Source organism: Pseudoalteromonas sp. MMG024, assembly GCF_021654175.1.
In the GTDB taxonomy this organism is placed as follows: domain Bacteria; phylum Pseudomonadota; class Gammaproteobacteria; order Enterobacterales; family Alteromonadaceae; genus Pseudoalteromonas.
The window spans coordinates 51,016-74,265 of the sequence record NZ_JAKFZO010000015.1 but is presented as its reverse complement, the minus strand read 5'-3'; the positions used below and the strand labels follow the sequence as shown (position 1 = coordinate 74,265).

The window sequence follows — 23,250 nt, the reverse complement described above, 5'->3', positions numbered from 1 at the left end:
GTTAAATCCAGTCATGGCAAAAACAGATAAACAATTAGATACCTTAAAAGTCCCTCCGCATTCAATTGAAGCTGAACAGTCGGTGTTGGGCGGTCTAATGCTTGATAATGAAGCATGGGATCGTGTTGCCGAGCGTGTTGTAGCGCAAGATTTTTATACCCGCACGCACAAGCTTATTTTTGAAGCGATGGAAAAGCTAGTTGAAAGCGGTCACCCAATTGATTTAATCACTATTTCTGAAACATTAGAAAAAACCAACGAGCTGGATTCTATTGGTGGATTTGCTTATCTGGGCGAAATTGCTAAAAACACGCCAAGTGCAGCGAACATCAATGCTTACGCTGAAATTGTACGCGAGCGTGCAGTCGTTCGTGAAATGATCCATGTGGCCAATGAAATTGCTGATGCAGGTTATAACCCTGAAGGGCGAGATAGTCACGACTTACTCGATTTAGCTGAAACCAAAGTATTTAAAATTGCTGAGCAACGCACAAAAAGCTCAGATGGCCCGCAGAATATTCATAATATTCTGGAAAAAACCATCGACAAAATTGAAGAGTTATATCAATCGCCACAAGACGGTGTTACGGGTGTAAGTACTGGCTACAGCGATTTAGACAAAATGACGGCAGGTATGCAACCGTCAGACTTAATTATTGTTGCCGCCCGTCCTTCAATGGGTAAAACCACCTTCGCCATGAACCTTGCAGAACATGCTGCTATGACGCAAGACAAGCCAACGCTTATTTTCTCGCTAGAGATGCCGTCAGAGCAGATCATGATGAGGATGCTGGCATCTCTTGGCCGTATTAACCAAACCAAAGTGCGTACCGGTCAGCTAGATGATGATGATTGGGCGCGTTTATCGTCCACCATGGGATTGTTAATTGAAAAAGGCAAAATGTTTGTCGATGACTCATCAGGCCTAACACCTACCGAATTGCGTTCACGTGCGCGTCGTATCGCTCGTGATCATGGCGGTATTAGTATGATTATGGTGGATTACCTTCAGCTCATGCGAGTGCCAAGTTTACAAGACAACCGAACATTAGAAATCGCCGAAATTTCACGCTCACTCAAAGCCTTAGCAAAAGAGCTAGAATGTCCGGTTATTGCGCTGTCTCAGTTGAACCGTACATTAGAGCAACGTGCTGATAAACGTCCAATCAACTCCGACTTACGTGAATCGGGGTCAATCGAGCAGGATGCCGACTTAATCATGTTTATTTATCGTGATGAAGTTTATAACGAAGATTCAACTGATAAGGGCGTCGCTGAAATTATCATTGGTAAGCAGCGTAATGGTCCTATTGGTAAAGTACGCTTAACCTTCCAAGGTCAATTCTCGCGATTTGACAACTACGCGGGACCTGCCGTGGATGATGAGTATTAATGCGACTCGCTTGCGCCGAAATCAATTTAACAGCGTTAAATCATAATCTAGCGCGAGTAAAAGAGCTTGCGCCGGGCGCGAGCATTATGGCTGTGCTAAAAGCCAATGCTTATGGTCATGGTTTAGTAACTATTGCGCAAAGCCTAGTTGACGCAGATGCTTTTGCGGTTGCCAGAATCGACGAAGCTTTGGCGTTGCGTGCCGGTGGTGTAATTAAACCAATCGTGCTGCTAGAAGGGGTTTTTCGCGCGGAAGATTTAGCGATTGCAGCAACCAGTAACTTTAATGTTGTGGTGCATGATGAAGCACAGCTGGTTATGCTTGAAAACGCAAAGCTTGCAAGCCCAATAACCGCATGGTTAAAACTTGATACCGGCATGCACCGTTTAGGAATTGAGCCAAGTCAGTGTCATGATATGTACATGCGTTTAGAGCGCTGTAATAGTGTGGCTGAAAATATTAAGTTAATGACCCATTTTGCCTGCGCAGACGATCTTGACGACGGTAAAACAACTGAGCAAATGGCGCTCTTTTTCGGTAGTATTAAAGGCAAAAATAACGAACTATGCTTGGCAAATTCAGCGGGCATTGTAGGTTGGCCAAATAGTCATTGTGATTGGGTTAGACCTGGCTTAATGCTTTATGGTGTATCACCAATGATCGATTCAACAGGGCAAGATCATCAATTAACCGCAGTAATGCGATTAACCAGTAGTATTATTGCTATTCGTGATGTAAAAGCGGGTGAAACGGTTGGTTATGGCAGTGCCTGGCGTGCAGCGAGCGATACTCGAATAGGTGTGGTAGCAATGGGTTATGGCGACGGTTACCCAAGACATGCGCCAAATGGCACACCAGTGATGATTCAAGGTAAACGCTTTACGATTGTTGGTCGTGTGTCGATGGATATGATCACCGTAGAACTTGGCGATGACGACTCAGTAGCACTAGGTGATGAAGTAGAGTTATGGGGACCAAATTTGCCAGTTGAGCAAATTGCGCAGTTTGCAACGACTATTCCTTACGAGCTTCTATGCAACATAACCCCTCGGGTTGAATATAAGTATATCCAAGAATAGTTTTATTTTGCAGCTAAGTGCGAGGTTTAGAATACCTCTCCCTGTATTGTAGCGACTAAGGTGCGAGCACCTCCGTAATCTCTGTGTTCACCAAGATAAATACCTTGCCACGTGCCCATATTAAGCTGACCATTAGCAATGGGAATTGAGATACTCGAACCCAGTGTGCTCGCCTTAATGTGCGCTGGCATATCATCATCACCTTCGTAATCATGCTGATAATAACTTTGACCTTGTGGTACAAACTTATTGAAATGAGTTTCCATATCAATGCGCACGGTTGGATCGGCATTTTCGTTAATCGTTAAACTAGCAGATGTATGCTGTATAAATAGGTGCAGTATGCCAATACGATATTTGCTCAGTTCAGCAAGATGATGCGTAATTTCAGCGTCTATTAAATGAAAACCTCGCGCACGAGGTTTTAATTGAAAGCTTTTTTGTTGCCAACTCATAATTATAGTTTGTCGAAACAAACCTCAATATGTGCTGCACCGAAATCCGATGTAAACGGCATAATAAGTTTCGGACCTTCACATTTATGAGTAATAGTGTGGTCTTTACCTGATACAACAACGGGCGTTGCCATATCAAATTCGTAGCCCTTGTCGCCTAGTAAGTTTTTAGCACCACCGGCAACCATATTGGTAATTTCACCAACCATGTCGGTGACTTCTTCGTTTATTTTCTCAGGGCGTTCACCGAGCATGCGCTCCATAATGGTCATGGCAAGTTCGCCATCAAAGGTAATAGACAAAGAACCTTTAGTTTGTGGGCCAACCATACCGATTAAGCCTGATACATCGCCAACAGCCACTTCTGTTTTCTTTATTTTGGGCTTGCCCGGCGTTAGATCAGTTTGTGCCATTGTTGATAACACATTGAGTAAAGAAGAAATAAATGGGTTTATGAATTCTACATTCATGTTTTAGTCCGGTTCCGTTTTTTAGGCGTATATCATCTATAATTCAAGAATGAAGTTGCGATTTTTGCAAACTAATTCTGATATTTATTGACACTTAGCGCAAATACCACGCGCTTCAATTGTTTGAGTTACAACTTTAAAACCCAAATCTGTCGCTTGGTTGTTCAGCTCGTGCGCAATTGCGTGAGAATTAAGCTCTTCAACATGGCCGCATTTTTCGCAAATGAGTAACTGAACTGGATGAGTATGTTCAAAATGATGGCACAGCATAAATGCATTGGTGCTTTCAATTTTGTGAATAAAGCCCATTTCGGCTAAGAAATCGAGCGCTCTATAGATTGTAGCAGGTTTTGCATTAGGCTCAGTTTGCTTTAATTGCTCTAGCAAATCATAAGCGCCAACACCTGATTGAGTGCCAGCCAATAAGCGAAAAACTTTCTCGCGAATTGTCGTAAAGCGAACCCCTTTGTCGTTGCAAACGACTTTTGCTTTTTCTGTTAATGCTTCAACTGTCATAAAATTGTTCCTCGATATCAAAGTCATCTTACCACAATCAATTTAACTATTTGTAGTTAAGTCTTTAAGCAAACCCCTCTTTTATGAATATAAATTGAGCAAAGACGAAAAATCGAGTAGAATCGCGACCCCATATTTACTGAGGTGTAGCGTGAATAATTTACTGAGGTGTAGCGTGAATAGACGTTTTTCTGTAGCCCCAATGCTGGATTGGACTGATATTCAATAGAATAAAGGTTTTGGGTTGTGCTGGGGTGACTATTGGGTGGCTTTTGAAGTATCAGGGTGACAGCTTTTTTCTCAAAAGTAATTATTTTATAATTTTTGTTGTATTGCTATTGTATATACACAGATGTACAATAATGTCCTACAATAAAGAAGATGGATTTTTATGGGTATTAGTATATCAACGTCGGTAAGGCAAAAGTTAGCGACTAAACACTCCGTAACCGAGAACGAGGTTATTGAGTGTTTTTCATCTCGGAAGGCTAATGCTAAGTTCTTAAGGGATAATAGAGAAGAACATAAAACCAACCCTCCATCGTTATGGTTTATTGGCACAACAGATACAGGTAGAGTACTAAAAGTAGTGTTTATTTATTGTAGTGATAGTAATGAGTTTGTTATCAAAACAGCTTATGAAGCTAACGGAGAGGAAGTTCGTATTTATAATAAATACTCTTAGTGAGCTAAGAGCATTTATTATAGGACTAAAATGAAAACGTAACGGATTGCTCTGAAACGAGGTATAAATCATGGTAGATAAAATCGAAAGCACTATAGATGCATGGGATAATCGCGAACTAGGTTGTGATGAGGCACATGTAGAAACCGTAGAGCTAAATGAAGAGATGATCAATGAATCTCTAGCATTGCAAATGATATCAATTCGCTTGCAGAAAACACTAATTGAAGATTTAAAGATGATAGGCCAACTGAATGGTATTGGCTATCAACCATTAATCAGACAAGTGCTAAAGAGATTTGCCGACTCTGAGAAGAAGCAACTTTTAAGAGAACAGGCATCTCAATTATCAATGAGTTCTGAAGATGAAAGCCATAATCAGCTAAAAAAGGCTTGTGGTTAGTAAAATTCACCTATAAAAAGGCCCGCCAAAGCGGGTTTTTTTATGTTCGAGATCTAAGAAAACCAAGTATTTTGGTAAATATACACTTTTAAATTGATGGCTTTTTCATTAGAGCTTAATAATTATTCTTTAAATACAAAAAGGAGAAATTATGTTCTATTTTATTTGCTGGCTTAATTTCAATTCTAGCTATTTCATTAATTTTTAGAGATAAAAAACTATCGGTTTTCATTGGAGCTTTAGCTTCATTCGTTTCTTTTGATGGACTTGAAATTTTGATGAATTTTACTGGGGTGGTAATTGCTGCTTACATACTAGAGCAATTAATACCTGATGAGTATTCCTATAAAGTTAGTTAAGCATAAAATGCAAACCCGCAAGCCGCGGGTTTTTTAGCGCCTGTGTAAATGTCCAGATTGTTAAAAGGTGAATGCTAACTTAGCTTAGTTGTTACAAAGCTATGGAAAATAAAAGGAATAGGTATGGTATTTAAAATATTGGGTTGGTTTGTTGGGGGGGGGAGATTTAGTGTTTACTGCATTTCTTGCATCTGTTTGTGTATAATCCCCGCCTAAATTAATATTTTCAATTATCAACTAGAAAAGCTATGTAAGCTATTGATCTGTCCTACCCTGTAAGGGTGCTTATAGGGTGACTGTTTAGGCAATTCAGAGTAATTCAGGACAATTCAAAGCAACTCGGAGTCATTATTTTATGAATGAAGAAACACTTGAAGGTGTTGTAATATCTAGAAATCCAGTAAAAACAAGCTTTCGTAGAATGTCTGTAGCCCCAATGCTGGATTGGACGGATAGGCATTGTCGTACTTTCCATCGACAATTAACAAAGCATTCAGTGTTGTACACTGAAATGATTACAACTGGTGCAATTATTTTTGGCAAAGGTGACTATTTACATTTTGGCCAACATGAGCAACCGGTGGCACTGCAATTGGGTGGTTCCGATCCGAAAGCATTAGCAGAATGCGCAAAACGTGCTGACCAATATGGCTATCAAGAAATTAATTTAAACGTCGGGTGCCCATCTGATCGTGTGCAAAATGGTCGCTTTGGCGCCTGTTTAATGGCCGAGCCTCAGTTGGTGGCTGAATGTATTGCGGCGATGAAAGCTGAAACAGACGTACCTGTTACCGTTAAAACGCGTATCGGAATCGACGAACAAGACTCTTACGAGTTCTTAACGGCATTAATTGATGCTAGTTATAATGTGGGTTGTCGTGATTTTATCATCCATGCACGCAAAGCGTGGTTGCAAGGTTTAAGTCCAAAAGAAAACCGTGAAATCCCGCCGCTCGATTATGAGCGTGTTTACCAACTTAAGCGTGATTTCAGTGATTGCCACATTTCACTAAACGGTGGGGTAAAAACCATTGATGAATGTTTAACACATTTACAGCATATTGATGGTGTAATGGTTGGACGTGAAGCGTATGCCAATCCATATATGCTGGCTGAAGTTGATAAGCTAATTTATGGTGATGAGCAAAGTACAACGTTGACTCGCCACCAAGTGGTGCGCAATATGTTTGATTATATAGAATCAGAAATGGCACAAGGTGCAAACTTTTGGCATGTTGTAAGGCATATGCTGGGTATTTTCCAAGGCCAGCCAGGAGCACGTTCATACCGTCGTCATCTTTCTGAAAATGGTCATAAGAAAGATGCTCAAATTTCATTACTTGAAGAAGCGCTGGCGTTTGTTCCTGAGTAATATCCCGAAATAGGGAAACCCCAATTCCGTATTTGGGAAAATTAAAAGCTAAATATTGGTTAAATTAACCAGTGTTTGGCTTTTTTTTTATTTGTTAGGTTAGTGTTTTTTATTATTTCTAATTTAATCAATAGGTTATGTTTTTGGCATGCTCTTTGTTAAGTATTACGTACGATTCTTAATATTTAACCGAACGTTATGTTAGCAAAAATAGTTACTACAGCGTTGTTACTTATCAGTTTACTTCTGCAATCTGTACTTGCAACGCAAGCAGAGCAACAAGCGCAGCTTGAGCAGGTGTGTGAGCAAGTACCGAGTGTGGCTAACTTATTGCAATTGAAGTGCGAAAAAGGAGCTTAAAATGTTGGACTTACTTGATTTATTTAGCCTGTTTTTATTACCAGTTGTTAGCTTATTAGTGACAGTGGGTGTGTGGCACGGATTTATTGGGCAGCGTGGTCAAACTCTTTTTAAATAATTAACCTGCAGCTTTATTCCATATTTAAGCTCGTAATCTTTGTTAATCCTTAATCTGCGAATCTCTCCCCTTTTGGGGTAGCTGTATTACGTTTGGAATTACATCTGACGTTTTAGCCATTACATTTACCATCTCTATAAGCTTGTTTGCAATTAATCCCGTTGTTGATGCATTTGTTAGCGTTATCAATAGCGCGTTATTTACTTAGTTACGGTCGTAACCTTTACTTAATTGTTATCGTAAAACAGTGCCCTGTAATCTTTTTTATTTAATCCTCTACTTAGCGCTAGCTTTAAAATCACGCGCTTAAACCTTCGTAAAATGTAAGAGCGTGTTGAACTTTGCTGCCTATTTCTGCAGCAGTTTGTTTTGCATTTAGACAAGGCTGAGTGATTGCAGTGTAGTACTCTACATAAATGAACGATAACGCAATATAAAGGCCAAACAAGCGCTGCCCAACAGGTTCAACCCAAAGCTTTTTGCTCTTTGTTGTTGCTTCTTGACTTAGTCCACTAAGCCTACAAAGCAACGCCGCGATCAAAAATCTTTGGATTTGAACAGAATTTAGACCACAAAGGTCAACACGCTCTGGTTAAATAAAATTTTAATTATTAGTTAATTTAACCAATGTTGTGGTTAATTTAACTACTTCACAACATTTTATAAATCTAGTTTAATCATAACGTATTGTATTTGTTGGTTTTGTTTGTTTTGGCACAATGATTGGAGTAACAGAATACACAAGAGAAAAAATAGACGAATATCAACAGGAGAGAGTTATGGGCATTTTTACTCGATTAACCGACATTATCCAAGCGAACGTATCAGCAGCGTTAGACCGTGCTGAAGATCCAGAAAAACTAGTGCGCCTAATGGTACAAGAAATGGAAGAAGCGCTAGTAGAGTTACGCACTACATCGGCAAGCTTGATAGCTGAAAAGAAAACACTGCAGCGCAAGTTAACCAAACAGCAATCATCAGCAGACTATTGGCATGCTCAAGCTGAAAAAGCGTTGCAAAAAGAGCGTGAAGATCTTGCTAAAGCAGCACTTGCTGAAAAGCAAAAAGCAAATAAAGAAATCGATGGGATTCAACCAGAAATTGATCGTATTGATGAAGTGCTAAGTAAAGTTGCGCAAGACAGTAATTCATTGCATCAAAAACTAACGCAAGCGAAGGGTAAACTAAAAGAGTACCAAATTCGCTCGCAGTCAGCAGAAGCTAGAGTGAAAGCTAAATCACAGCTTCATAGTGAGCAAATTGATCGGGCGCTAGAGCGTTTTAACGAAATCGAATACAAAGTGGACCGCATTGAAGCACAAATTGAGTCTTACGAAGTAACTCAGAGTTCGAGCCTTAAAACGCAGTTTGATGAGTTAGAAAAAGACGACGCACTAGATGAAGAGCTAGCGGCATTGAAAGCACAAGTTGCTAAAAAAGCAGCATAGGAGGGGTTATGAAATCTCATATACATAACGGCAGTTTTTACAAAGACAGACTAAACAAAAAAGTGTCGGGCGTGTGCGCAGGTCTTGCTCTTGGTAATAGTTTACCAATCTGGAGCGTAAGATTAGCCGCGGTGGCAGCGTTGTTGGTCTTTCCTGTCGCAACTTTGCTTGCTTATTTTGTTGCAGCAACGGTGCTACCAGCACGCTATTATTAATTTTTTACTTAGGGGAGCAGGACCTAACCCCTCCCCCTAAAATTTACAATAATTAATAATTTTCAGGTACTTTTTGCATCTTCCTCTGTAGTATACTGAATCAAAGCATGGAGGGATTTTGATGTTTAAGCGCTATCTATTAATTATTATTTCAGTTTTTTCTTTTTCACTTGCAGCCAACCAAATTACAGTATCTGACTTTACTGTTCGCGAGTTTATTCCCGGAGCGCCATCAAGCGTTGGGTATTTTCAGCTTGCTAATCACACGAACCAAGATCAAGTGCTTACATCAGTCAGCATTGAAAAATTGGGTCGTGTTGAGATCCATAATCATGTGCAGAAAAATGGCATGATGAGTATGGTTAAACTAGAAAAATTGGCCATCGACGCACATTCTACAGCGATGTTTCAATCAGGTGGTTTGCACCTTATGCTGTTTTCACCTAAATCTAAATTAATTAAAGGTGAATCGCTAAGTGCTACATTTAATTTTGCATCTGGTTTAACGGTAAACGGTAAAGCTACGGTTGTAGGCATTAATGAAAGCGCTGAGAATGCGCATCAGCATCACCACCATCACTAGGAGGGGATATGCAACATAAAGGTAAAATTGCAGCTGCGGTTGCATTTATTTTCTTGTTTTTTTATTTAATCGCGGTTTATTGGAGTATTGAACCCGATATATTTAACGTTCAAGAACGCGCTGAGAATGCGGCTAAACAAGAACAGCAGCAAGTGGTTACTGGTTACGTTACTACAACTGCCGTAATTGAAGTTGCCAGCACATTGTTAAATAAGCCAGGTGGCTATTTGACTAACGATGTAATGCCACCGTCAGTAATGATGGATAACATGCCGTCATGGGAATTTGGCGTGTTGGAAATGACCCGTGATATCACGTTGGCAATGCGTAAAGATTTTAGTCGTTCTCAGTCTCAATCGACGGAACACCCTGAGCTTAAAGCTGCACAGCCGCAGTTTAATATCAATTCAACCGCATGGATTTTACCAAGTGCGGAAGATGAGTATCAAAAGGGCATAGACGCATTAATTCGTTACCGTAAAGATATCGCAAATCCGGTAGATTCTAGCGCACAATTTTATGCACGAGCTGACAATTTACGTGCCTACCTAAAAGAGGTTGAAAAGCGTTTAGGTAGTTTAAGCATGCGTTTAAGCAGTAGTGTAGGGCAAGATAAAATTAACACTGATCTTGCCGGTGATACAGCTGCACGTCGCGCAAGTTATGCGCCATCACACCAATTGGTTAAAACGCCTTGGTTAGAAATCGATAATGTATTATATGAAGCGCGCGGTGCGAGTTGGGCGCTGTTACATTTTTTTGCGGCCATTGAAACCGACTTTGCCGATGTGTTAGAAAAGAAAAATGCACGTGTTAGCGTTAAGCAAATTATGCGCGAATTGGAAGCAACACAAGAAACTGTTTGGAGCCCAATGGTGTTAAACGGCAGTGGCTTTGGCTTTGTCGCAAATCACTCATTGGTAATGGCAAATTATTTATCGCGCGCGAATGCCGCGATTATTGAATTATCAGAATTACTCTCTCAGGGATAACTTAATGAAAAAAATGATGTTTGGTGCAGCACTAATTGCTGCCGCAATGGTACCACAGGCGAAAGCAGACACTTTGTTAGGCCTGTATGTTGGTGGTGATTATTGGGCTGCACAAACCGATGGTGCGCTAGGTACGTCGAGCGATATGCAAAGCTTCAATTTTGAAGATAAAGAGTACGGCAGCTACTATGCAGCGCTTGAGCACCCAATCCCGCTAGTACCAAATGTAAAATTAAAATATACCCAATTAGAATTAGCAGCCGATGCCAATTTAAACACTTCGTTTGGCTTTGGTGACAAAGTATTTAAAGTTAACTCAACAGTTACAGGCGACAGTGATTTAAGCCATGTTGATTACGTACTTTACTACGAAATCTTCGACAACGACTTGGTGTCGATTGATTTAGGCTTATCTGCTAAACAGTTTGATGGCTATGTAGCGGTTAAAGGCGATCAACAAGGGTCAAACTTTGGTGAAGAGTCGGTTGATTTTAATGGTTTTATTCCTATGGCTTATGGTGCGGTGCAATTTGGTTTACCGTTTACGGGATTAAGCGCATTTGCTGAAGGCCAGCTATTAGCAATTGGTGATAGCAAAATTCAAGATTATCAAATCGGTGTTGCGTGGGAGTTTATCGATAATATGGCGGTGGATGTTGCTGTTAAGGCTGGTTACCGTGCAATGTTACTTGAATTAGATGACGTTGATGATATTTACACAGATATCGACGTTGATGGTGTATTTGCGGGCTTGCAAATTCACTTCTAATAGAATGCCCGTATCTGAATTTGGTTTACGCTAGTAAACCGCTGAGTTTACCAAGCTCATACTATAGTTTTGCCAGCATTAACTGTTGGCAAAACTCACATCAAAGCTCTTATCGAATGCTTTTTTCAAGCACTCTAAATATTGATTACTAAGTTTATTACTGGTTAATCGCGCTAGTGAGAACCCTGTTTGGGTAAATTTATAGTACGTTAAAATACTGCCTTGACGCTTAGCTGTTAGGGTTAAGGTGCCGTTGGCAAAGCTTAGTGTTTGGCTTTCGCCTCGTTCAAATGCCTTAGATTCAATCTCTTGCTGATAAATTAACTCAATGTCGATAAGTGTTAAAATATCGGGATAGTTGAGTCCGGCGCTACTTAAGTTCACGTAGTTTTTTTTATGCGGATTTAAAAAGTTAAGCAAACTTGGCGCAAGGTAGCTGCCAGTAATTATTTGGTGAAATCCATCACTTGCCGATTTACCCGCACACCCTGTTGCCAATTGTAATACGTCAGCTTCTTTTGGTGTGATGTGTTTAAGCGTGATCAAACTCTTATACGAAAATGATCCCGGATTAATAACTTCACCAGCAAGTACTTTCGCCCATAACTTTTGAATATTGCTATTGCTGGTATCCTCGGCCAGCTCTAAAAAGCGCTCAATCCAATCAGGGTCCGGCTCACCTTGTGAGGTTACAGGCGGGCAGTAATGTTGCGCTAATCCAAGAATCGATTCAATATTTGTTTGTTTTCGAATAAGTGCAAGCTTACGGCGTTTTTGTGCGCGTTGCAGTGTGCTTTCGGTGCTATTGTAATTTGGTAGAGGGTTAAGGGTTTTTGAAACACTGTCTTGCTCAAGGCGTTTTGATGCTTGCTCTGCGTTTACTTTATTGTGTTCTGCACCCACTTTGCTTTTAATTATCTTTGCAAGGTGTTGTTGTGCCGTAATCGGTTTAATTGGCATCTTGTTGTTCCATCTTTTGACTTTTGCAAAGCGAGTTTAAATTTCGTAACCCTAAATCAATCGCGTCCTGCATTTTATATTTGTGGTATTGAGTTAATAAACTACCCACTAGCGGGGTGTTAATGCCACCTTCAATTGCCCAACTTATTTGTAATTTATTGGCAAATGGCTTGGCAACAAAGTGACCAATATTAGTATGGTGGTCAATAATACTGGTGTAGGAAATGCTGTTATGACTAATCGCTGTTACCGTCATTTCACCAATGCGCTCGCCGCTTTGCCACTTTAAATAGGCGCCAATCTTATTACTGTTAGCAAGCTCTAACTCTTGCCATGTTTTTTCGTACGTTGCCCACGGTGTCCACAAGTACCAATTCGCTAAGTCCAACACCCAGCTTTGAAATTGCGGTTGCTGACAATGGCTCGTTATGGTTTTTTCAATGGTATAGCGATTTGGCAATAAAGCGCTGGTTATTGCAATTACCAAAACTATGCTAAACAAGGTGCGAATTAAGTACCGCATTTGGCTCCGTATTTTCAGAAAACACTATAGTTATCATAGTATTTTTAAACATTCTAATTAATAGTCTATACTAGGTAAGTGGCTGATGCTAACGTTGCTTTAGTAATGAGAACAACTGGCTAGTGGATAGCAAGTTTAACCAATAAGAAAAAATATATAGTGACCAGAGAAAGAGTTCAAAGGTCTTGTGACGACGTAGAGGTTTCATGACACAACCTGCCGAAGAACGGTTTTTATTCTTGAATGAAGATGATAACGAAACCCCCGAGCAGTACTCTGGTTTTTGGGATGTTTTGATAGTAGATGACGAGCCTGAAGTGCACTCCGTTACACAGCTGGCGCTGTCAGGTTTATCATTTTGGAATAAACAACTCAGATTTCATCACGCTTACAGTGGTGAAGAAGCTGTTAAAAAGCTAACTGAAATCCCCAATATTTCAGTGGTTTTGCTCGACGTGGTAATGGAAACCGACGACGCCGGATTAGTAACGGTTAAACGTATTCGCGAAGAGTTAAATAATTCACAATTACGAATTATATTACGTACAGGTCAACCGGGTTACGCACCGGAAGAAAATATCATTCGCGAATATGATATTAATGACTACAAAACAAAAACCGAACTGACACGCGCTAAGTTAGTAACCTCATTAGTGTCAGCGCTTCGCTCCTACCAGCAGCTGTGTGAATTATCTGAACACAATACAGGTTTAGAGAGAGTGCTTGATGCCGCAAAGTCGATAAATGGTTTAGAAGATTTAAGTGCTTTTGCGTCACAAGTTATTGAGCAAATAGCTAAGTTGTTAGATGGCACGGGTGACGGTGTGATTGTGAGTGCTGAGGGCGGGCGTTCCGCTGTGCTTGGTGGCAGTGCTGAATACAAAGGAGCTGTTTGGCAAGGTATAGAACAAATAGATAACAGCCGAGCACTCGGTGTATTGCAACAAACATTGGCAAGTAAAACTCATCAAGTTGACGAGCACGACAGCTGCTTTTTTGTTGAAGATGATAAATCGCAGTTTGCGATTTATCTTGAAACCAAAGAAATGGTGCATGAGCAGCAGATTAAACTTATTGAAATCTTTTTGCAGAATGTGTCATCCGCATTTAAAAATGTCAGAATGCTTAGTGAGCTGCGCGACGCAGCTTATAAAGATAAACTCACCAAGCTACCAAATCGTAATGACTTTATAAATCAAATTGGCCGTTTTTACTCAGATAGTCATAACGATTTTTCTCTTTATTTTATTGATATAGCTGACTTTTCATCAATTAATAATGGTTTAGGGCAAGATGTTGGCGATTTACTATTACAAGCGGTAGCAACGCGAATTCAAGAAGATGTAATTGGCATTCGTTATTTTGCGCGCATTGGTGCGGATGTGTTTGCAGCATTAGTTGAGTCCGACAAAGTGACGCCTGAGTCACTAAATCATATATTGTCTTTGCCTTTTCATGCCGGTGAGCATTTATTGCCAGTTAACTTTCACTTGGGCGTCTGCGAGCAGCAGTACTTCTATAAAGATGGAAAAGAAACACTCAAGGCTTGTTATATCGCACTTAATTTAGGTAAAAAACACTTAAGATTTAACTACGAATATTATCTACCAGAAATGGAAGATAAAATGGCGTGGCAGCTTGGGGTGTTAAAAGAACTACGTCATGATTTTAGTGAGCATAAGTTGGCTGTCTGGTATCAACCGCAAATTTGTTTAGCAACACGTGAAGTAATTGGTTGCGAAGCATTATTAAGATGGCCAAACGAGCAGGGCAGTTTTATTTCTCCGGCGATTTTTGTGCCCTTAGCGGAGCAATCAGGGTTAATTTTACCAATTGGTCAATGGGTGTTAGAGCAAGCTTGTATAACGCAAAAGCAGCTATTAGAACTTGGTTTTGATATGCGTATTGCAGTGAATGTTTCGGTGCCGCAATTTCGTGATCCTCAGTTTGTGAGCAAAGTAAAAAACACGTTAGCAGATCACCAAATAAATCCTCATAAAATTGAGTTAGAAGTGACTGAAAGCATTGTGATGGATGAGCCTGAAATTGTGGTTGAAGCACTAACTGAGCTAAAAGAGCATGGTTTGGAAATTGCGATTGATGACTTTGGCACAGGCTTTTCGTCATTGTCATACCTTAAAAAGCTGCCGCTTAACCGCATTAAAATAGACAGAGCTTTTGTAAAAGACATTCCTGAAGACAGTGGTGCCATTGCTGAGTTAATTGTATCACTGGGCAAAAAGCTTGGTTTAAACACCATTGCTGAAGGAATCGAGAATGAAGATCAGGCGAGTTGTTTGCGCCTAATGGGCTGTGAAGAGGCGCAGGGCTTTATGTTTGCAAAGCCAATGCCGTATGAAGAACTCAAACAATTTTTGCTGGCTAAAAAATAAACACTAGAGGCTAGCGGTAAACTCAGCTATAATTTGCGGCCATTTTATTCTAGGGGCATTTTATGGCTGCTTTATCAGCAGAGCGTAGTCTTTTTTCATATCCAAAATATTGGGCCGAGTGTTACGGTCCATCGCCTTTTTTACCAACCAGCAGAGAAGAAATGGATGCCCTTGGTTGGGATTCGTGTGACATTATTATTGTAACGGGTGATGCCTATGTTGATCACCCAAGCTTTGGCATGGCTGTAATTGGCCGTGTGCTTGAAGCGCAAGGCTTTCGTGTCGGTATTATTTCACAGCCAGACTGGTCATCAAAAGATGCCTTTATGTCACTCGGTAAACCAAATTTATTTTACGGTGTAACCGCCGGTAATATGGACTCGATGATCAACCGTTATACCGCAGAAAAGCGTTTACGCCATGATGATGCGTATACGGCCGGTAATATTGGTGGTAAACGCCCTGATCGCGCGGTGATTGTATATAGCCAGCGTTGTAAAGAAGCTTATAAAGATGTGCCAGTGGTTATCGGTGGCATTGAAGCAAGTTTACGCCGCATTGCCCATTTTGATTATTGGTCTGAAAAGGTGCGTCGCAGTGTTATTTTTGACGCCAAAGCGGATATTTTAATTTACGGTAATGCAGAAAGGCCTTTAGTTGAAGTGGCGCACGGTATTGCTGCGGGTAAAACCATGGATGAAATGCATGACATTCGCGGTACTGCAGTTATTCGTAAAGAGCCATTACCTGGCTGGCGCGGTTCAGACTCCACTGCCATTGATAAAATTGGCAAGATAGACCCAATTCCAAACCCTTATGGTGCAGATGACGTAGGTTGTAGCAAATCAGAATTTAAGCAAGCGGGTATTGAGCTGGGCGTTGAAGCTAAGCCAATAACCATTCAACCGCCGCGCTTAAAGCCGTGGGAAAAAGTGTATGTAAAACTGCCAGCTTATGAGCAGGTGAGTGTAAATAAACCTCTGTATGCACATGCGTCGCGTATTTTACACCAAGAAACCAACCCTGGTTGTGCTCGAGCGCTTTTCCAGCGCCATGGTGACCGTTCGGTTTGGGTGAACCCACCGGCGTTTCCACTTGAAACACAAGAGATGGATGATGTATTTGGTTTGCCATATCAGCGTGTTCCTCACCCAAGCTATGGCGATGAGAAAATTCCTGCCTACGATATGATCAAAACCTCGGTCAATATTATGCGAGGCTGTTTTGGTGGCTGTTCGTTCTGTTCAATTACAGAGCATGAAGGGCGCATTATTCAAAGCCGTTCCGAGCAATCAATTATTGACGAAATTGAACAAATTCGTGACAAAGTACCGGGTTTTACAGGTGTTATATCTGATCTTGGCGGCCCAACAGCCAATATGTACAAATTGCGCTGTAAAAGCAAAAAAGCAGAAAGCACTTGTCGTCGTTTATCGTGTGTTTTCCCCGATATTTGTAAGCATATGGATACTGACCAAACGCCAACAGTAAACTTGTATCGCAAAGCGCGTGAAGTTGAAGGTGTGAAGAAGGTATTAATTGCATCCGGTGTGCGTTATGACTTAGCAATTGAAGATCCTAACTATGTTAAAGAGTTAGTGACACACCATGTTGGCGGCTACTTAAAGATTGCCCCAGAGCATACCGAAAATGGTCCTTTATCTAAAATGATGAAACCGGGCATGGGCACGTATGATCGCTTTAAAGAGCTTTTTGAAAAGTACTCAAAAGAAGCAGGTAAAAAACAGTATTTAATACCGTATTTTATTTCAGCACATCCAGGTACAACAGATTTGGATATGGTCAATATGGCATTATGGTTGAAACGCTATGATTTCAAATTAGATCAAGTGCAAAATTTTTACCCGTCGCCAATGGCAAATGCAACCACCATTTACCATACCGAGATGAATTCACTTAAGAATATTAAGAACAACACGGAAGTTGTTAGTGTGCCAAAAGGCGCGCGTCAGCGTCGCTTGCATAAGGCGATTCTGCGCTATCACGATCCTGCTGGTTGGCCAATGATCCGTGAAGCATTGAAGAAAATGGGCAAAGCGAACCTTATTGGTAATGGTCCAAATTGTTTAGTGCCTGCAGAATCAAGAGGCGAGCAACGTAAGTCTGGTCAGAGTAAAGGTGGTAGGCCAGCACTTTCTCGCCATACGGGCTTTGGTCAGTTTAATAAAGCAAATACAAAGCCTAAGGTGGGTGGCAATAAGTCACGAGGTGGTAAATCTGCAAACTTTAGTAAGAGCAGAAAAAAAGCCAGCTCGTAAGAGTTGGCTTTTGAATGTTACTTTACTCAATCGGAATTCCCTTCCTGAAAGCAACTATACGGTTTGTAGCTTAAGCTAAACTGAATGAGTGAGCGAAATAAAATGGCGAGTTACAAACTCGCCATTTTATACCAATTCACTTAAGCAGCTGATCATCCTAGCGGGCTAAATATCATGCTAACTGCGTTAGAATTTATCAATGTAGAACAACTACATAAGAAAAATTCCGCCTTGTTACCATTTCATTTATCCAGCGCTATCCCTGATCACATACTTAACAGAATTGGTATTAGTTTTTAGCATCAGTTGGTTGTGATTACTCTTTCTTAAATGGAACGCCATTTTGCATCCAATTAGGTGCAGGCTTGCCTTTAAGGTGGTGATCAAAGTATTCCATCATACGAATAGAGAAATCCACTTGGTTTGGAAACTTCTTCAAGTGATGGGGTTCACCTTCGTATTGTAAGAAAATTACATCTTTACCTGCGCGGCGAAGCGCAAGGTAGTATTGAATACCTTCCTGCCAAGGCACTGCGCCATCTTTATCACCAAACATAATCATAATTGGTGTATTCACTTTATCGGCGAAAAAAACCGGTGAGTTTTCAATATAGAGATCTAAGCCTTCAAACAAGTCTTTGCCAATGCGGCTTTGTCCTGTTTCGTACTGGAATTGACGTGCAAGACCTGATTTTAAACGAATGCCACTGTATGCACTGGTCATGTTTGACACTGGTGCACCCGATACAACCGCTTTAAACATATCTGTTTGCGTTACCATAAAGGCACTTTGATAACCGGCCCACGAGTGACCTTGTAAACCAATTTTGTCTTTGTCAGCTACACCGATATCAATCAATTTTTGTGCTGCGTTGATCATGGTCTGAGTTGATGATTTACCTGGGTGACCAATCTCAAAACGGATATCCGGTAAGAAAATAGCGTAACCGTTTGAAGTAAACATTGGGAAGTTCGGTCTGTGGTTTAGCTCCATTTTCGGGAAGCCATACATGCGTTGGCTCATGTAGCGGTAGAAATATATGACCACTGGTACTTTATCGCCTTTTTTATAGCCTGCTGGTTTAATTAGCACACCTTGTAAATCTTCACCGTCAAACCCTTTGTACTTTACAAGTTCAGGTTTACTTGCCCATGCAAAATTCTTTTTTTGTGGGTTCAGGTCAGTTAATTTTGTTGAGGTGGAAAGCGACGTATTGCTTACCCAAAAATCAGGAAACTCATGATAGCTTTGACGCGTATAAATTAACGTATCGGCATGTTTCGCTTTTTTTATTAGGTCAAAACGTGCTTCGCCAGCTAAAACCTGTTCAAGCTGGTTGTTAGCTAAATTAAGTTTTGCAACGCCGGTTTGTTTGTTATCTAGATTAAAGCTTGAAAGTAATAACGTATCGTTTAAATCAAAAGATAGTTTGTTTTTATCTAAGTTTTTAACGCGATAACGTGTTTCGGTTTTATAACCATGAGTTAAACGTGCGCCTTGCCGCGTGTTTACATCAAATGCCCAAATATCATATTTGTCATATACATACAGGGTATTGCTATCGCTGCTCCAGCCTGCAAAACCATAGCCAGGTTGTTCACTTGGATAATCGTGTTGGTCGTCGCCAAACGTTGCACGAATGCCTTTGGTGATAGCGTTAAGCTTGGCGTCTTTAAGGGATTTAAGCTGAACTTGGCCTTTATCGAAGTATGCGGCAAATTGACCGTTAGGCGAAAGCGTCGGACGTGCGCGGGTATTTTCGTTAATTTTAACGCTGTTGCCGGTTTTAGTATCTACTGCATAGTAATCCGCAAAGAAACCGTCATACATAATTTTGTGAAGATGCGGTTTATTACTGTATCCAAGTAAAAATTGCTTTTCTGTATGCAGGCTTACATCCCTTACAATCTCAGTTTCGAGCTGTACGGCTTTATCGCTGTTTAAATGAAATACCGCTTGGTAATGGCGATTTTTATTCTTTTCATTCCATTGCTTAATTTCACGCGGCTTTATTTCGGCATCTTTGTGGTGCCATACTTTTAAACCTTTTTGGTCACGAATTACATCGTAATCATAAAGGTCGTTTTGCGCTTTGTATTTTTTCTTTTCAATTTTGGCCGAAAGCATTGGGCGCGTCTCAAAATAAAGGCGCTCGCCAGTTTCAGACCATTTTAATTTAGCCGTTTTACCGATAAACCAATTTTCGATAGGCGTTTCGATTTGTTTTAATTGGTTGTTTTCACTTTGCCATAAGTAAAGTGAATGCTCACGACGACGTTTATCATCATTAACGTAATTACCTACCGAAAGCGCTAAAACATCATTGGTTGGATGCCAAATGAGTTTGTTAGCTACAACGCCAGGCTCAGTAAATAAGCTGCTCATTTCAAAGTTTGGTAAAGCAATTTGGCTAATGGCGTTTTTATCGCCTTCTTTGCTTACTTGGCTCACAACAAGCTGCGTGCTACTTGGTGCAATGGCGTAAGTAAGCACGTTTTCAATTGAATGCGTTTTATCGTTTGCTAAGTTCACAATGTTAAGGGTGTAAACTTTATCTTTTTTATCCGCTTTTAATTTCGCGTCTTTATCGTCTTTGTCTTTTGAATTTTTATCTGCTTTTTTATCACTTTCGGCTTCGTCTTTTTTCTTAACTTCGGTGCGGTAAGCCAACCAGTTTCCATCATTTGAAATAACAAAGTCTTCAACACGCTCAAAGGTGATAACCTTGCCGGTTTCGTTATTTACTAACGATAAATCATTTTTTAGCTTTTTCTTTTTATCTTTTGATGCACTTTCACTGGCTAGTAAGTCAGGTTTAACAGTAAATGCGACCCATTTCTCATTTTTATTAATAACTGGAGATGTGCCGCGTTCAACAGTCGCAAGCAGTGCTTTGTTATTTAGCGTGTAAACCTGTCCTTCACTATTACCGCGATAAGGGCTTGCGCTAAATGCAAGTAAATTTCCTTGCTCAGAAAGTTGGGTCGACTTTGCGTATTTAAAATCAAATACGTCTTTAAATTGAAGAGGTTCGCTGGCGCTTAATGCAAAACTGGTTGCTAACGCTAAGCTTGAAAGTGTAAACGCGAGTTTCATTAATGATTACCTAGTGCTAATTATTAGCTCTAGTGTAAACAGAAACCAAAAAGAAGAAAGAGAATGCGATAAGTCGCAAAATAGCGCGTTGAAGTAAAACATTTACTTCAACGCGAGGGATTTAGTGCCAAGCTAAGGTGAAAAGTGACCACTGCGCGTCAAATTGCGCGGTTGGTTTTGCTTTAAAGTCAGAACGCACAAACTGGTTCATTTTACCTTCAACGTAGGCTAGAAGTAGATTTGCTAACTGTTCTTCTGCAAGGGTAAATGTTTTACCTTCGCGTAATTTTCGCTCGCGCAATACTTGCTTTAGTTGCGTTTCTAGCTTTTCAAATAAACCTTGAATACGTTCACGTAAACGCTCTTGTTCACCTTGCAATGCATCTCCGGTAAGAATACGCGTAATGCCTGGATTTTTTTCAGCAAAGCTCAGAAGTAACAATAAAATATTATGAATACGGCTATGGGTGTCTTTTTCTTTTTCTAAGATAAGATTGATATTGGAAAGCAGGGCATTTTCAATAAACTCAATTAAGCCTTCAAACATACGTGCTTTACTTGGAAAGTGGCGGTAAAGCGCCGCTTCTGAAACACCTACCTCAGTGGCTAGTTTAGCCGTGGTGATACGCTGTCCTGGACTGGTTTCAAGCATTTGCGCAAGTGCTTGTAAGATTTCTTCCTTGCGATTACTACGTTTTGTGGCAGGCATTTTTATCCCTTACTTCTTATCATTATTATCAACCTCAAGAGGCGCATATCTTAATTACTTATGATTTTAGATGCCAGTTTTTTTACTTTTTAGCCGCGAGTTTTGACGCGATTTCTTTCAATATTAAATGGCTAATTTGTTGTTTCGATTGCAGTGATAAATGGCGTTCACCCTCCGGCCAAAACAGCGTCATCGCATTGTTTTCACTATTAAAACCAATGCTAGAATCAGACACATCGTTAGCGCAAATCATATCGAGATTTTTATTTTTTAGTTTGCCTTTGGCATAGTTAGCAACATCGTTAGTTTCGGCTGCAAAGCCTACGGTAAACGGTCGGTTTACTTTAAGTGCAGCAACTGAGGCAATAATGTCAGGGTTTTTGCTGAGCTCAATGGTCATGGTATCGCCCTGTTTTTTAATTTTATTATTTGCAGTAGTTGTTGCCTTGTAATCAGCAACTGCAGCGCAACCAATAAATACGTCGGAATTAACAGCGAGCTCCATGGCAGCATCATGCATTTGTTGTGCACTTTCTACATCAAAACGATTTACTTCACTCGGTGTTGTCAAATTCACTGGGCCACTAATTAAGTTTACATTGGCTCCTAGTGCTTTTGCTGCACGCGCTAGTGAAAAGCCCATCTTTCCTGAGCTGTGATTAGAGATAAAACGCACAGGATCAAGCGCTTCACGGGTAGGGCCAGCAGTGATAGTCACAGTTTTGCCTGCAAGCAGTGGGGTATCTTCACGCATTAAACACAGCTCAACCAGTTCGTTTGGCTCAAGCATTCGCCCTTTGCCGATATCGCCACACGCTTGCTCGCCACTGGCTGGTCCCCAAATAGACACACCATATTCACTCAATTTGTGTAAGTTTTGCTGGGTTGCAGGGTGGGCGTACATTTGCTGATTCATTGCCGGTGCAATCGCTACTTTAGCAGGTGTTGCGAGTACCAAGGTAGTTAACAGATCGTCGGCCATACCATGCGCCATTTTAGCGATGGTATTGGCACTGGCTGGGGCAATTAAAATAAGGTCAGCCCATTTAGCAAATTCAATATGCCCCATTGCCGCTTCTGCAGCTGGGTCTAGTAAGGATGTCGAAACAGGGTTACCTGATACGGCTTGCATGGTAAGTGGGGTTATAAACTGTTGCGCTGAGTCGGTCATTACCACTTTAACTTGCGCCCCGTTTTCGGTTAAACGCCTTGTTAATTCAGCACATTTATAAGCAGCAATACCGCCCGTAATTCCCAATACAATTTTCTTCGACATAATATTTAATGGCATGTTTTAAATTAACTAAACCATACCATTTTCCATAATTTTTGGCGAGGCTGGCTATACTAATAAAATTATTTCAAACGTTAACATGGACCGTTAAATGCAAATAAATCAAATGCCCATAGAGGCAAGACCAAGAGAAAAGTTATTAAGTAAAGGCGCTAGTAGTTTAACTGACGCTGAGTTATTGGCGATTTTTTTACGTACTGGCATTAAAGGGCTGAATGCCATTGAGTTAGCCGATACATTACTCAAACAACAAGGCTCAATTGGTCAGCTCTTTTCATTGGAATGTGATTCATTCTGCCAACAACTAGGGCTGGGGCCCGCAAAATATGTGCAGCTGCAAGCTGTGCTTGAATTAAGTAAACGCTTTTTTGCTGAGCAACTTCAGCGTGAAGCCGTATTTGATTCGCCTTATTCGGTAATAAATTATTTAAAGTGCGAACTACAAAAAGAGCATAAAGAATGTTTTTATCTACTGTTACTCGATAGCCAAAATAGGCTAATTAAATCGGTTAATCTATTTCAAGGCACCATTAATGCCGCATCGGTCTACCCACGAGAAGTTGTTACTACGGTATTAAAATACAACGCGGCAAATGTGATTTTGGCCCATAACCATCCAAGCGGCATCGCTGAACCTTCAGAGGCGGATAAATTAATAACTAAGCGCCTAGCAGACGCACTTGCTTTGATTGATGTGAGTATTTTAGATCACATTATAATTGCTGCCGGTAATACTCATTCGTTTGCTGAGCATGGTCAAATTTAAAGGGAAAAAAGT

Annotated in this window: 21 protein-coding genes; 13 read left to right on the top strand and 8 right to left on the bottom strand. The window is 40.6% G+C overall.

Annotated features, from left to right (window positions below; genetic code table 11):
• Positions 1–13: 13 nt before the first annotated feature.
• Entirely contained in the window at positions 14–1,393 is a 1,380-nt protein-coding gene (dnaB, locus tag L1068_RS15025) for a replicative DNA helicase (RefSeq protein ID WP_237130910.1), read from the top strand.
• Positions 1,393–2,472, top strand: a complete 1,080-nt coding sequence (alr, locus tag L1068_RS15020) for an alanine racemase (RefSeq protein WP_237130909.1) — start codon at positions 1,393–1,395, stop codon at positions 2,470–2,472. Before dnaB ends, alr begins: the two co-directional genes overlap by 1 nt.
• A 26-nt stretch (positions 2,473–2,498) precedes the next feature.
• Here alr and L1068_RS15015 read toward each other — a convergent pair whose 3' ends face one another.
• From L1068_RS15015 to L1068_RS15005, 3 genes are all read right to left on the bottom strand, one after another.
• Complete coding sequence (locus tag L1068_RS15015; RefSeq protein WP_010561941.1) at positions 2,499–2,927, bottom strand: secondary thiamine-phosphate synthase enzyme YjbQ; 429 nt, start codon at positions 2,925–2,927, stop codon at positions 2,499–2,501.
• Positions 2,928–2,929: 2 nt separating this feature from the next.
• Positions 2,930–3,397, bottom strand: coding sequence for a chemotaxis protein CheX (locus tag L1068_RS15010; RefSeq protein WP_054979540.1), 468 nt, complete (start codon positions 3,395–3,397; stop codon positions 2,930–2,932).
• 84 nt (positions 3,398–3,481) lie between these two features.
• Entirely contained in the window at positions 3,482–3,913 is a 432-nt protein-coding gene (locus tag L1068_RS15005; RefSeq protein WP_237130908.1) for a transcriptional repressor, read from the bottom strand.
• Positions 3,914–4,668: 755 nt separating this feature from the next.
• On the opposite strand from L1068_RS15005, the gene L1068_RS15000 reads away from it, so the two are divergent.
• From L1068_RS15000 to L1068_RS14965, 8 genes are all read left to right on the top strand, one after another.
• On the top strand, positions 4,669–5,001 hold the full coding sequence (locus tag L1068_RS15000) for a hypothetical protein (RefSeq protein WP_237130907.1): 333 nt from the start codon (positions 4,669–4,671) through the stop codon (positions 4,999–5,001).
• Between the two features lie 714 nt (positions 5,002–5,715).
• Entirely contained in the window at positions 5,716–6,732 is a 1,017-nt protein-coding gene (gene dusA, locus L1068_RS14995; protein ID WP_237130906.1) for a tRNA dihydrouridine(20/20a) synthase DusA, read from the top strand.
• A gap of 198 nt (positions 6,733–6,930) precedes the next feature.
• Entirely contained in the window at positions 6,931–7,092 is a 162-nt protein-coding gene (locus tag L1068_RS14990) for a hypothetical protein (protein ID WP_157813504.1), read from the top strand.
• Positions 7,093–7,989: 897 nt separating this feature from the next.
• Positions 7,990–8,658 (top strand): phage shock protein PspA, encoded by a 669-nt coding sequence (pspA, locus tag L1068_RS14985; RefSeq protein ID WP_237130905.1) that lies wholly within the window; start codon positions 7,990–7,992, stop codon positions 8,656–8,658.
• Positions 8,659–8,666: 8 nt separating this feature from the next.
• Positions 8,667–8,873 carry a PspC domain-containing protein gene (locus tag L1068_RS14980; protein ID WP_010561936.1) on the top strand — a complete coding sequence of 69 codons (207 nt, stop codon included), beginning with the start codon at positions 8,667–8,669 and terminating at the stop codon, positions 8,871–8,873.
• 121 nt (positions 8,874–8,994) lie between these two features.
• Positions 8,995–9,456 (top strand): copper chaperone PCu(A)C, encoded by a 462-nt coding sequence (locus tag L1068_RS14975; RefSeq protein ID WP_237130904.1) that lies wholly within the window; start codon positions 8,995–8,997, stop codon positions 9,454–9,456.
• 8 nt (positions 9,457–9,464) lie between these two features.
• Positions 9,465–10,448, top strand: coding sequence for a DUF2333 family protein (locus L1068_RS14970; RefSeq protein WP_010561934.1), 984 nt, complete (start codon positions 9,465–9,467; stop codon positions 10,446–10,448).
• Positions 10,449–10,452: 4 nt separating this feature from the next.
• The gene (locus tag L1068_RS14965; protein ID WP_010561933.1) at positions 10,453–11,217 is read left to right on the top strand and encodes a TIGR04219 family outer membrane beta-barrel protein; all 765 of its coding nucleotides are present in this window, start codon (positions 10,453–10,455) and stop codon (positions 11,215–11,217) included.
• Between the two features lie 78 nt (positions 11,218–11,295).
• Here L1068_RS14965 and L1068_RS14960 read toward each other — a convergent pair whose 3' ends face one another.
• Positions 11,296–12,177, bottom strand: a complete 882-nt coding sequence (locus L1068_RS14960) for a TIGR03899 family protein (protein ID WP_237130903.1) — start codon at positions 12,175–12,177, stop codon at positions 11,296–11,298.
• Positions 12,167–12,700 carry a hypothetical protein gene (locus L1068_RS14955; protein WP_237130902.1) on the bottom strand — a complete coding sequence of 178 codons (534 nt, stop codon included), beginning with the start codon at positions 12,698–12,700 and terminating at the stop codon, positions 12,167–12,169. The genes L1068_RS14960 and L1068_RS14955 overlap by 11 nt, the downstream gene beginning before the upstream one ends.
• 206 nt (positions 12,701–12,906) lie before the next feature.
• Between L1068_RS14955 and L1068_RS14950 the strand changes: the two genes are divergently transcribed.
• Both L1068_RS14950 and L1068_RS14945 read left to right on the top strand, forming a co-directional pair.
• Positions 12,907–15,093: an EAL domain-containing protein gene (locus L1068_RS14950; protein ID WP_237130901.1), complete on the top strand. Its 2,187-nt coding sequence runs from the start codon at positions 12,907–12,909 to the stop codon at positions 15,091–15,093.
• A 62-nt stretch (positions 15,094–15,155) separates the two neighbouring features.
• The gene (locus L1068_RS14945; protein ID WP_237130900.1) at positions 15,156–17,372 is read left to right on the top strand and encodes a YgiQ family radical SAM protein; all 2,217 of its coding nucleotides are present in this window, start codon (positions 15,156–15,158) and stop codon (positions 17,370–17,372) included.
• Between the two features lie 316 nt (positions 17,373–17,688).
• On the opposite strand, the gene L1068_RS14940 is transcribed toward L1068_RS14945, so the two are convergent.
• From L1068_RS14940 to coaBC, 3 genes are all read right to left on the bottom strand, one after another.
• Positions 17,689–20,469: a prolyl oligopeptidase family serine peptidase gene (locus L1068_RS14940; protein WP_237130899.1), complete on the bottom strand. Its 2,781-nt coding sequence runs from the start codon at positions 20,467–20,469 to the stop codon at positions 17,689–17,691.
• Between the two features lie 121 nt (positions 20,470–20,590).
• Positions 20,591–21,178 carry a nucleoid occlusion factor SlmA gene (gene slmA / locus L1068_RS14935; RefSeq protein ID WP_010561927.1) on the bottom strand — a complete coding sequence of 196 codons (588 nt, stop codon included), beginning with the start codon at positions 21,176–21,178 and terminating at the stop codon, positions 20,591–20,593.
• A gap of 82 nt (positions 21,179–21,260) precedes the next feature.
• Positions 21,261–22,469 carry a bifunctional phosphopantothenoylcysteine decarboxylase/phosphopantothenate--cysteine ligase CoaBC gene (gene coaBC / locus L1068_RS14930; RefSeq protein ID WP_237130898.1) on the bottom strand — a complete coding sequence of 403 codons (1,209 nt, stop codon included), beginning with the start codon at positions 22,467–22,469 and terminating at the stop codon, positions 21,261–21,263.
• Between the two features lie 94 nt (positions 22,470–22,563).
• Here coaBC and radC point away from each other — a divergent pair, with 94 nt between their 5' ends.
• A complete protein-coding gene (gene radC, locus L1068_RS14925; protein ID WP_237130897.1) occupies positions 22,564–23,238 on the top strand; it encodes a DNA repair protein RadC in 675 nt (224 codons plus the stop codon).
• Positions 23,239–23,250 lie beyond the last annotated feature (12 nt).

Bases quoted from the DNA above. Each gene is read 5' to 3' on its own strand.
- L1068_RS14990 (WP_157813504.1), top strand. From the start codon at position 6,931: ATGTTAGCAAAAATAGTTACTACAGCGTTGTTACTTATCAGTTTACTT.
- L1068_RS15015 (WP_010561941.1), bottom strand. From the start codon at position 2,927: ATGAGTTGGCAACAAAAAAGCTTTCAATTAAAACCTCGTGCGCGAGGT.
- slmA (WP_010561927.1), bottom strand. From the start codon at position 21,178: ATGCCTGCCACAAAACGTAGTAATCGCAAGGAAGAAATCTTACAAGCA.
- coaBC (WP_237130898.1), bottom strand. From the start codon at position 22,469: ATGCCATTAAATATTATGTCGAAGAAAATTGTATTGGGAATTACGGGC.
- dnaB (WP_237130910.1), top strand. From the start codon at position 14: ATGGCAAAAACAGATAAACAATTAGATACCTTAAAAGTCCCTCCGCAT.
- L1068_RS15010 (WP_054979540.1), bottom strand. From the start codon at position 3,397: ATGAATGTAGAATTCATAAACCCATTTATTTCTTCTTTACTCAATGTG.
- L1068_RS14970 (WP_010561934.1), top strand. From the start codon at position 9,465: ATGCAACATAAAGGTAAAATTGCAGCTGCGGTTGCATTTATTTTCTTG.
- L1068_RS14955 (WP_237130902.1), bottom strand. From the start codon at position 12,700: ATGCGGTACTTAATTCGCACCTTGTTTAGCATAGTTTTGGTAATTGCA.
- L1068_RS14965 (WP_010561933.1), top strand. From the start codon at position 10,453: ATGAAAAAAATGATGTTTGGTGCAGCACTAATTGCTGCCGCAATGGTA.
- pspA (WP_237130905.1), top strand. From the start codon at position 7,990: ATGGGCATTTTTACTCGATTAACCGACATTATCCAAGCGAACGTATCA.
- L1068_RS14975 (WP_237130904.1), top strand. From the start codon at position 8,995: ATGTTTAAGCGCTATCTATTAATTATTATTTCAGTTTTTTCTTTTTCA.
- alr (WP_237130909.1), top strand. From the start codon at position 1,393: ATGCGACTCGCTTGCGCCGAAATCAATTTAACAGCGTTAAATCATAAT.
- L1068_RS15000 (WP_237130907.1), top strand. From the start codon at position 4,669: ATGGTAGATAAAATCGAAAGCACTATAGATGCATGGGATAATCGCGAA.
- L1068_RS14980 (WP_010561936.1), top strand. From the start codon at position 8,667: ATGAAATCTCATATACATAACGGCAGTTTTTACAAAGACAGACTAAAC.
- dusA (WP_237130906.1), top strand. From the start codon at position 5,716: ATGAATGAAGAAACACTTGAAGGTGTTGTAATATCTAGAAATCCAGTA.
- L1068_RS14950 (WP_237130901.1), top strand. From the start codon at position 12,907: ATGACACAACCTGCCGAAGAACGGTTTTTATTCTTGAATGAAGATGAT.
- L1068_RS14940 (WP_237130899.1), bottom strand. From the start codon at position 20,469: ATGAAACTCGCGTTTACACTTTCAAGCTTAGCGTTAGCAACCAGTTTT.
- L1068_RS14960 (WP_237130903.1), bottom strand. From the start codon at position 12,177: ATGCCAATTAAACCGATTACGGCACAACAACACCTTGCAAAGATAATT.
- L1068_RS14945 (WP_237130900.1), top strand. From the start codon at position 15,156: ATGGCTGCTTTATCAGCAGAGCGTAGTCTTTTTTCATATCCAAAATAT.
- L1068_RS15005 (WP_237130908.1), bottom strand. From the start codon at position 3,913: ATGACAGTTGAAGCATTAACAGAAAAAGCAAAAGTCGTTTGCAACGAC.
- radC (WP_237130897.1), top strand. From the start codon at position 22,564: ATGCAAATAAATCAAATGCCCATAGAGGCAAGACCAAGAGAAAAGTTA.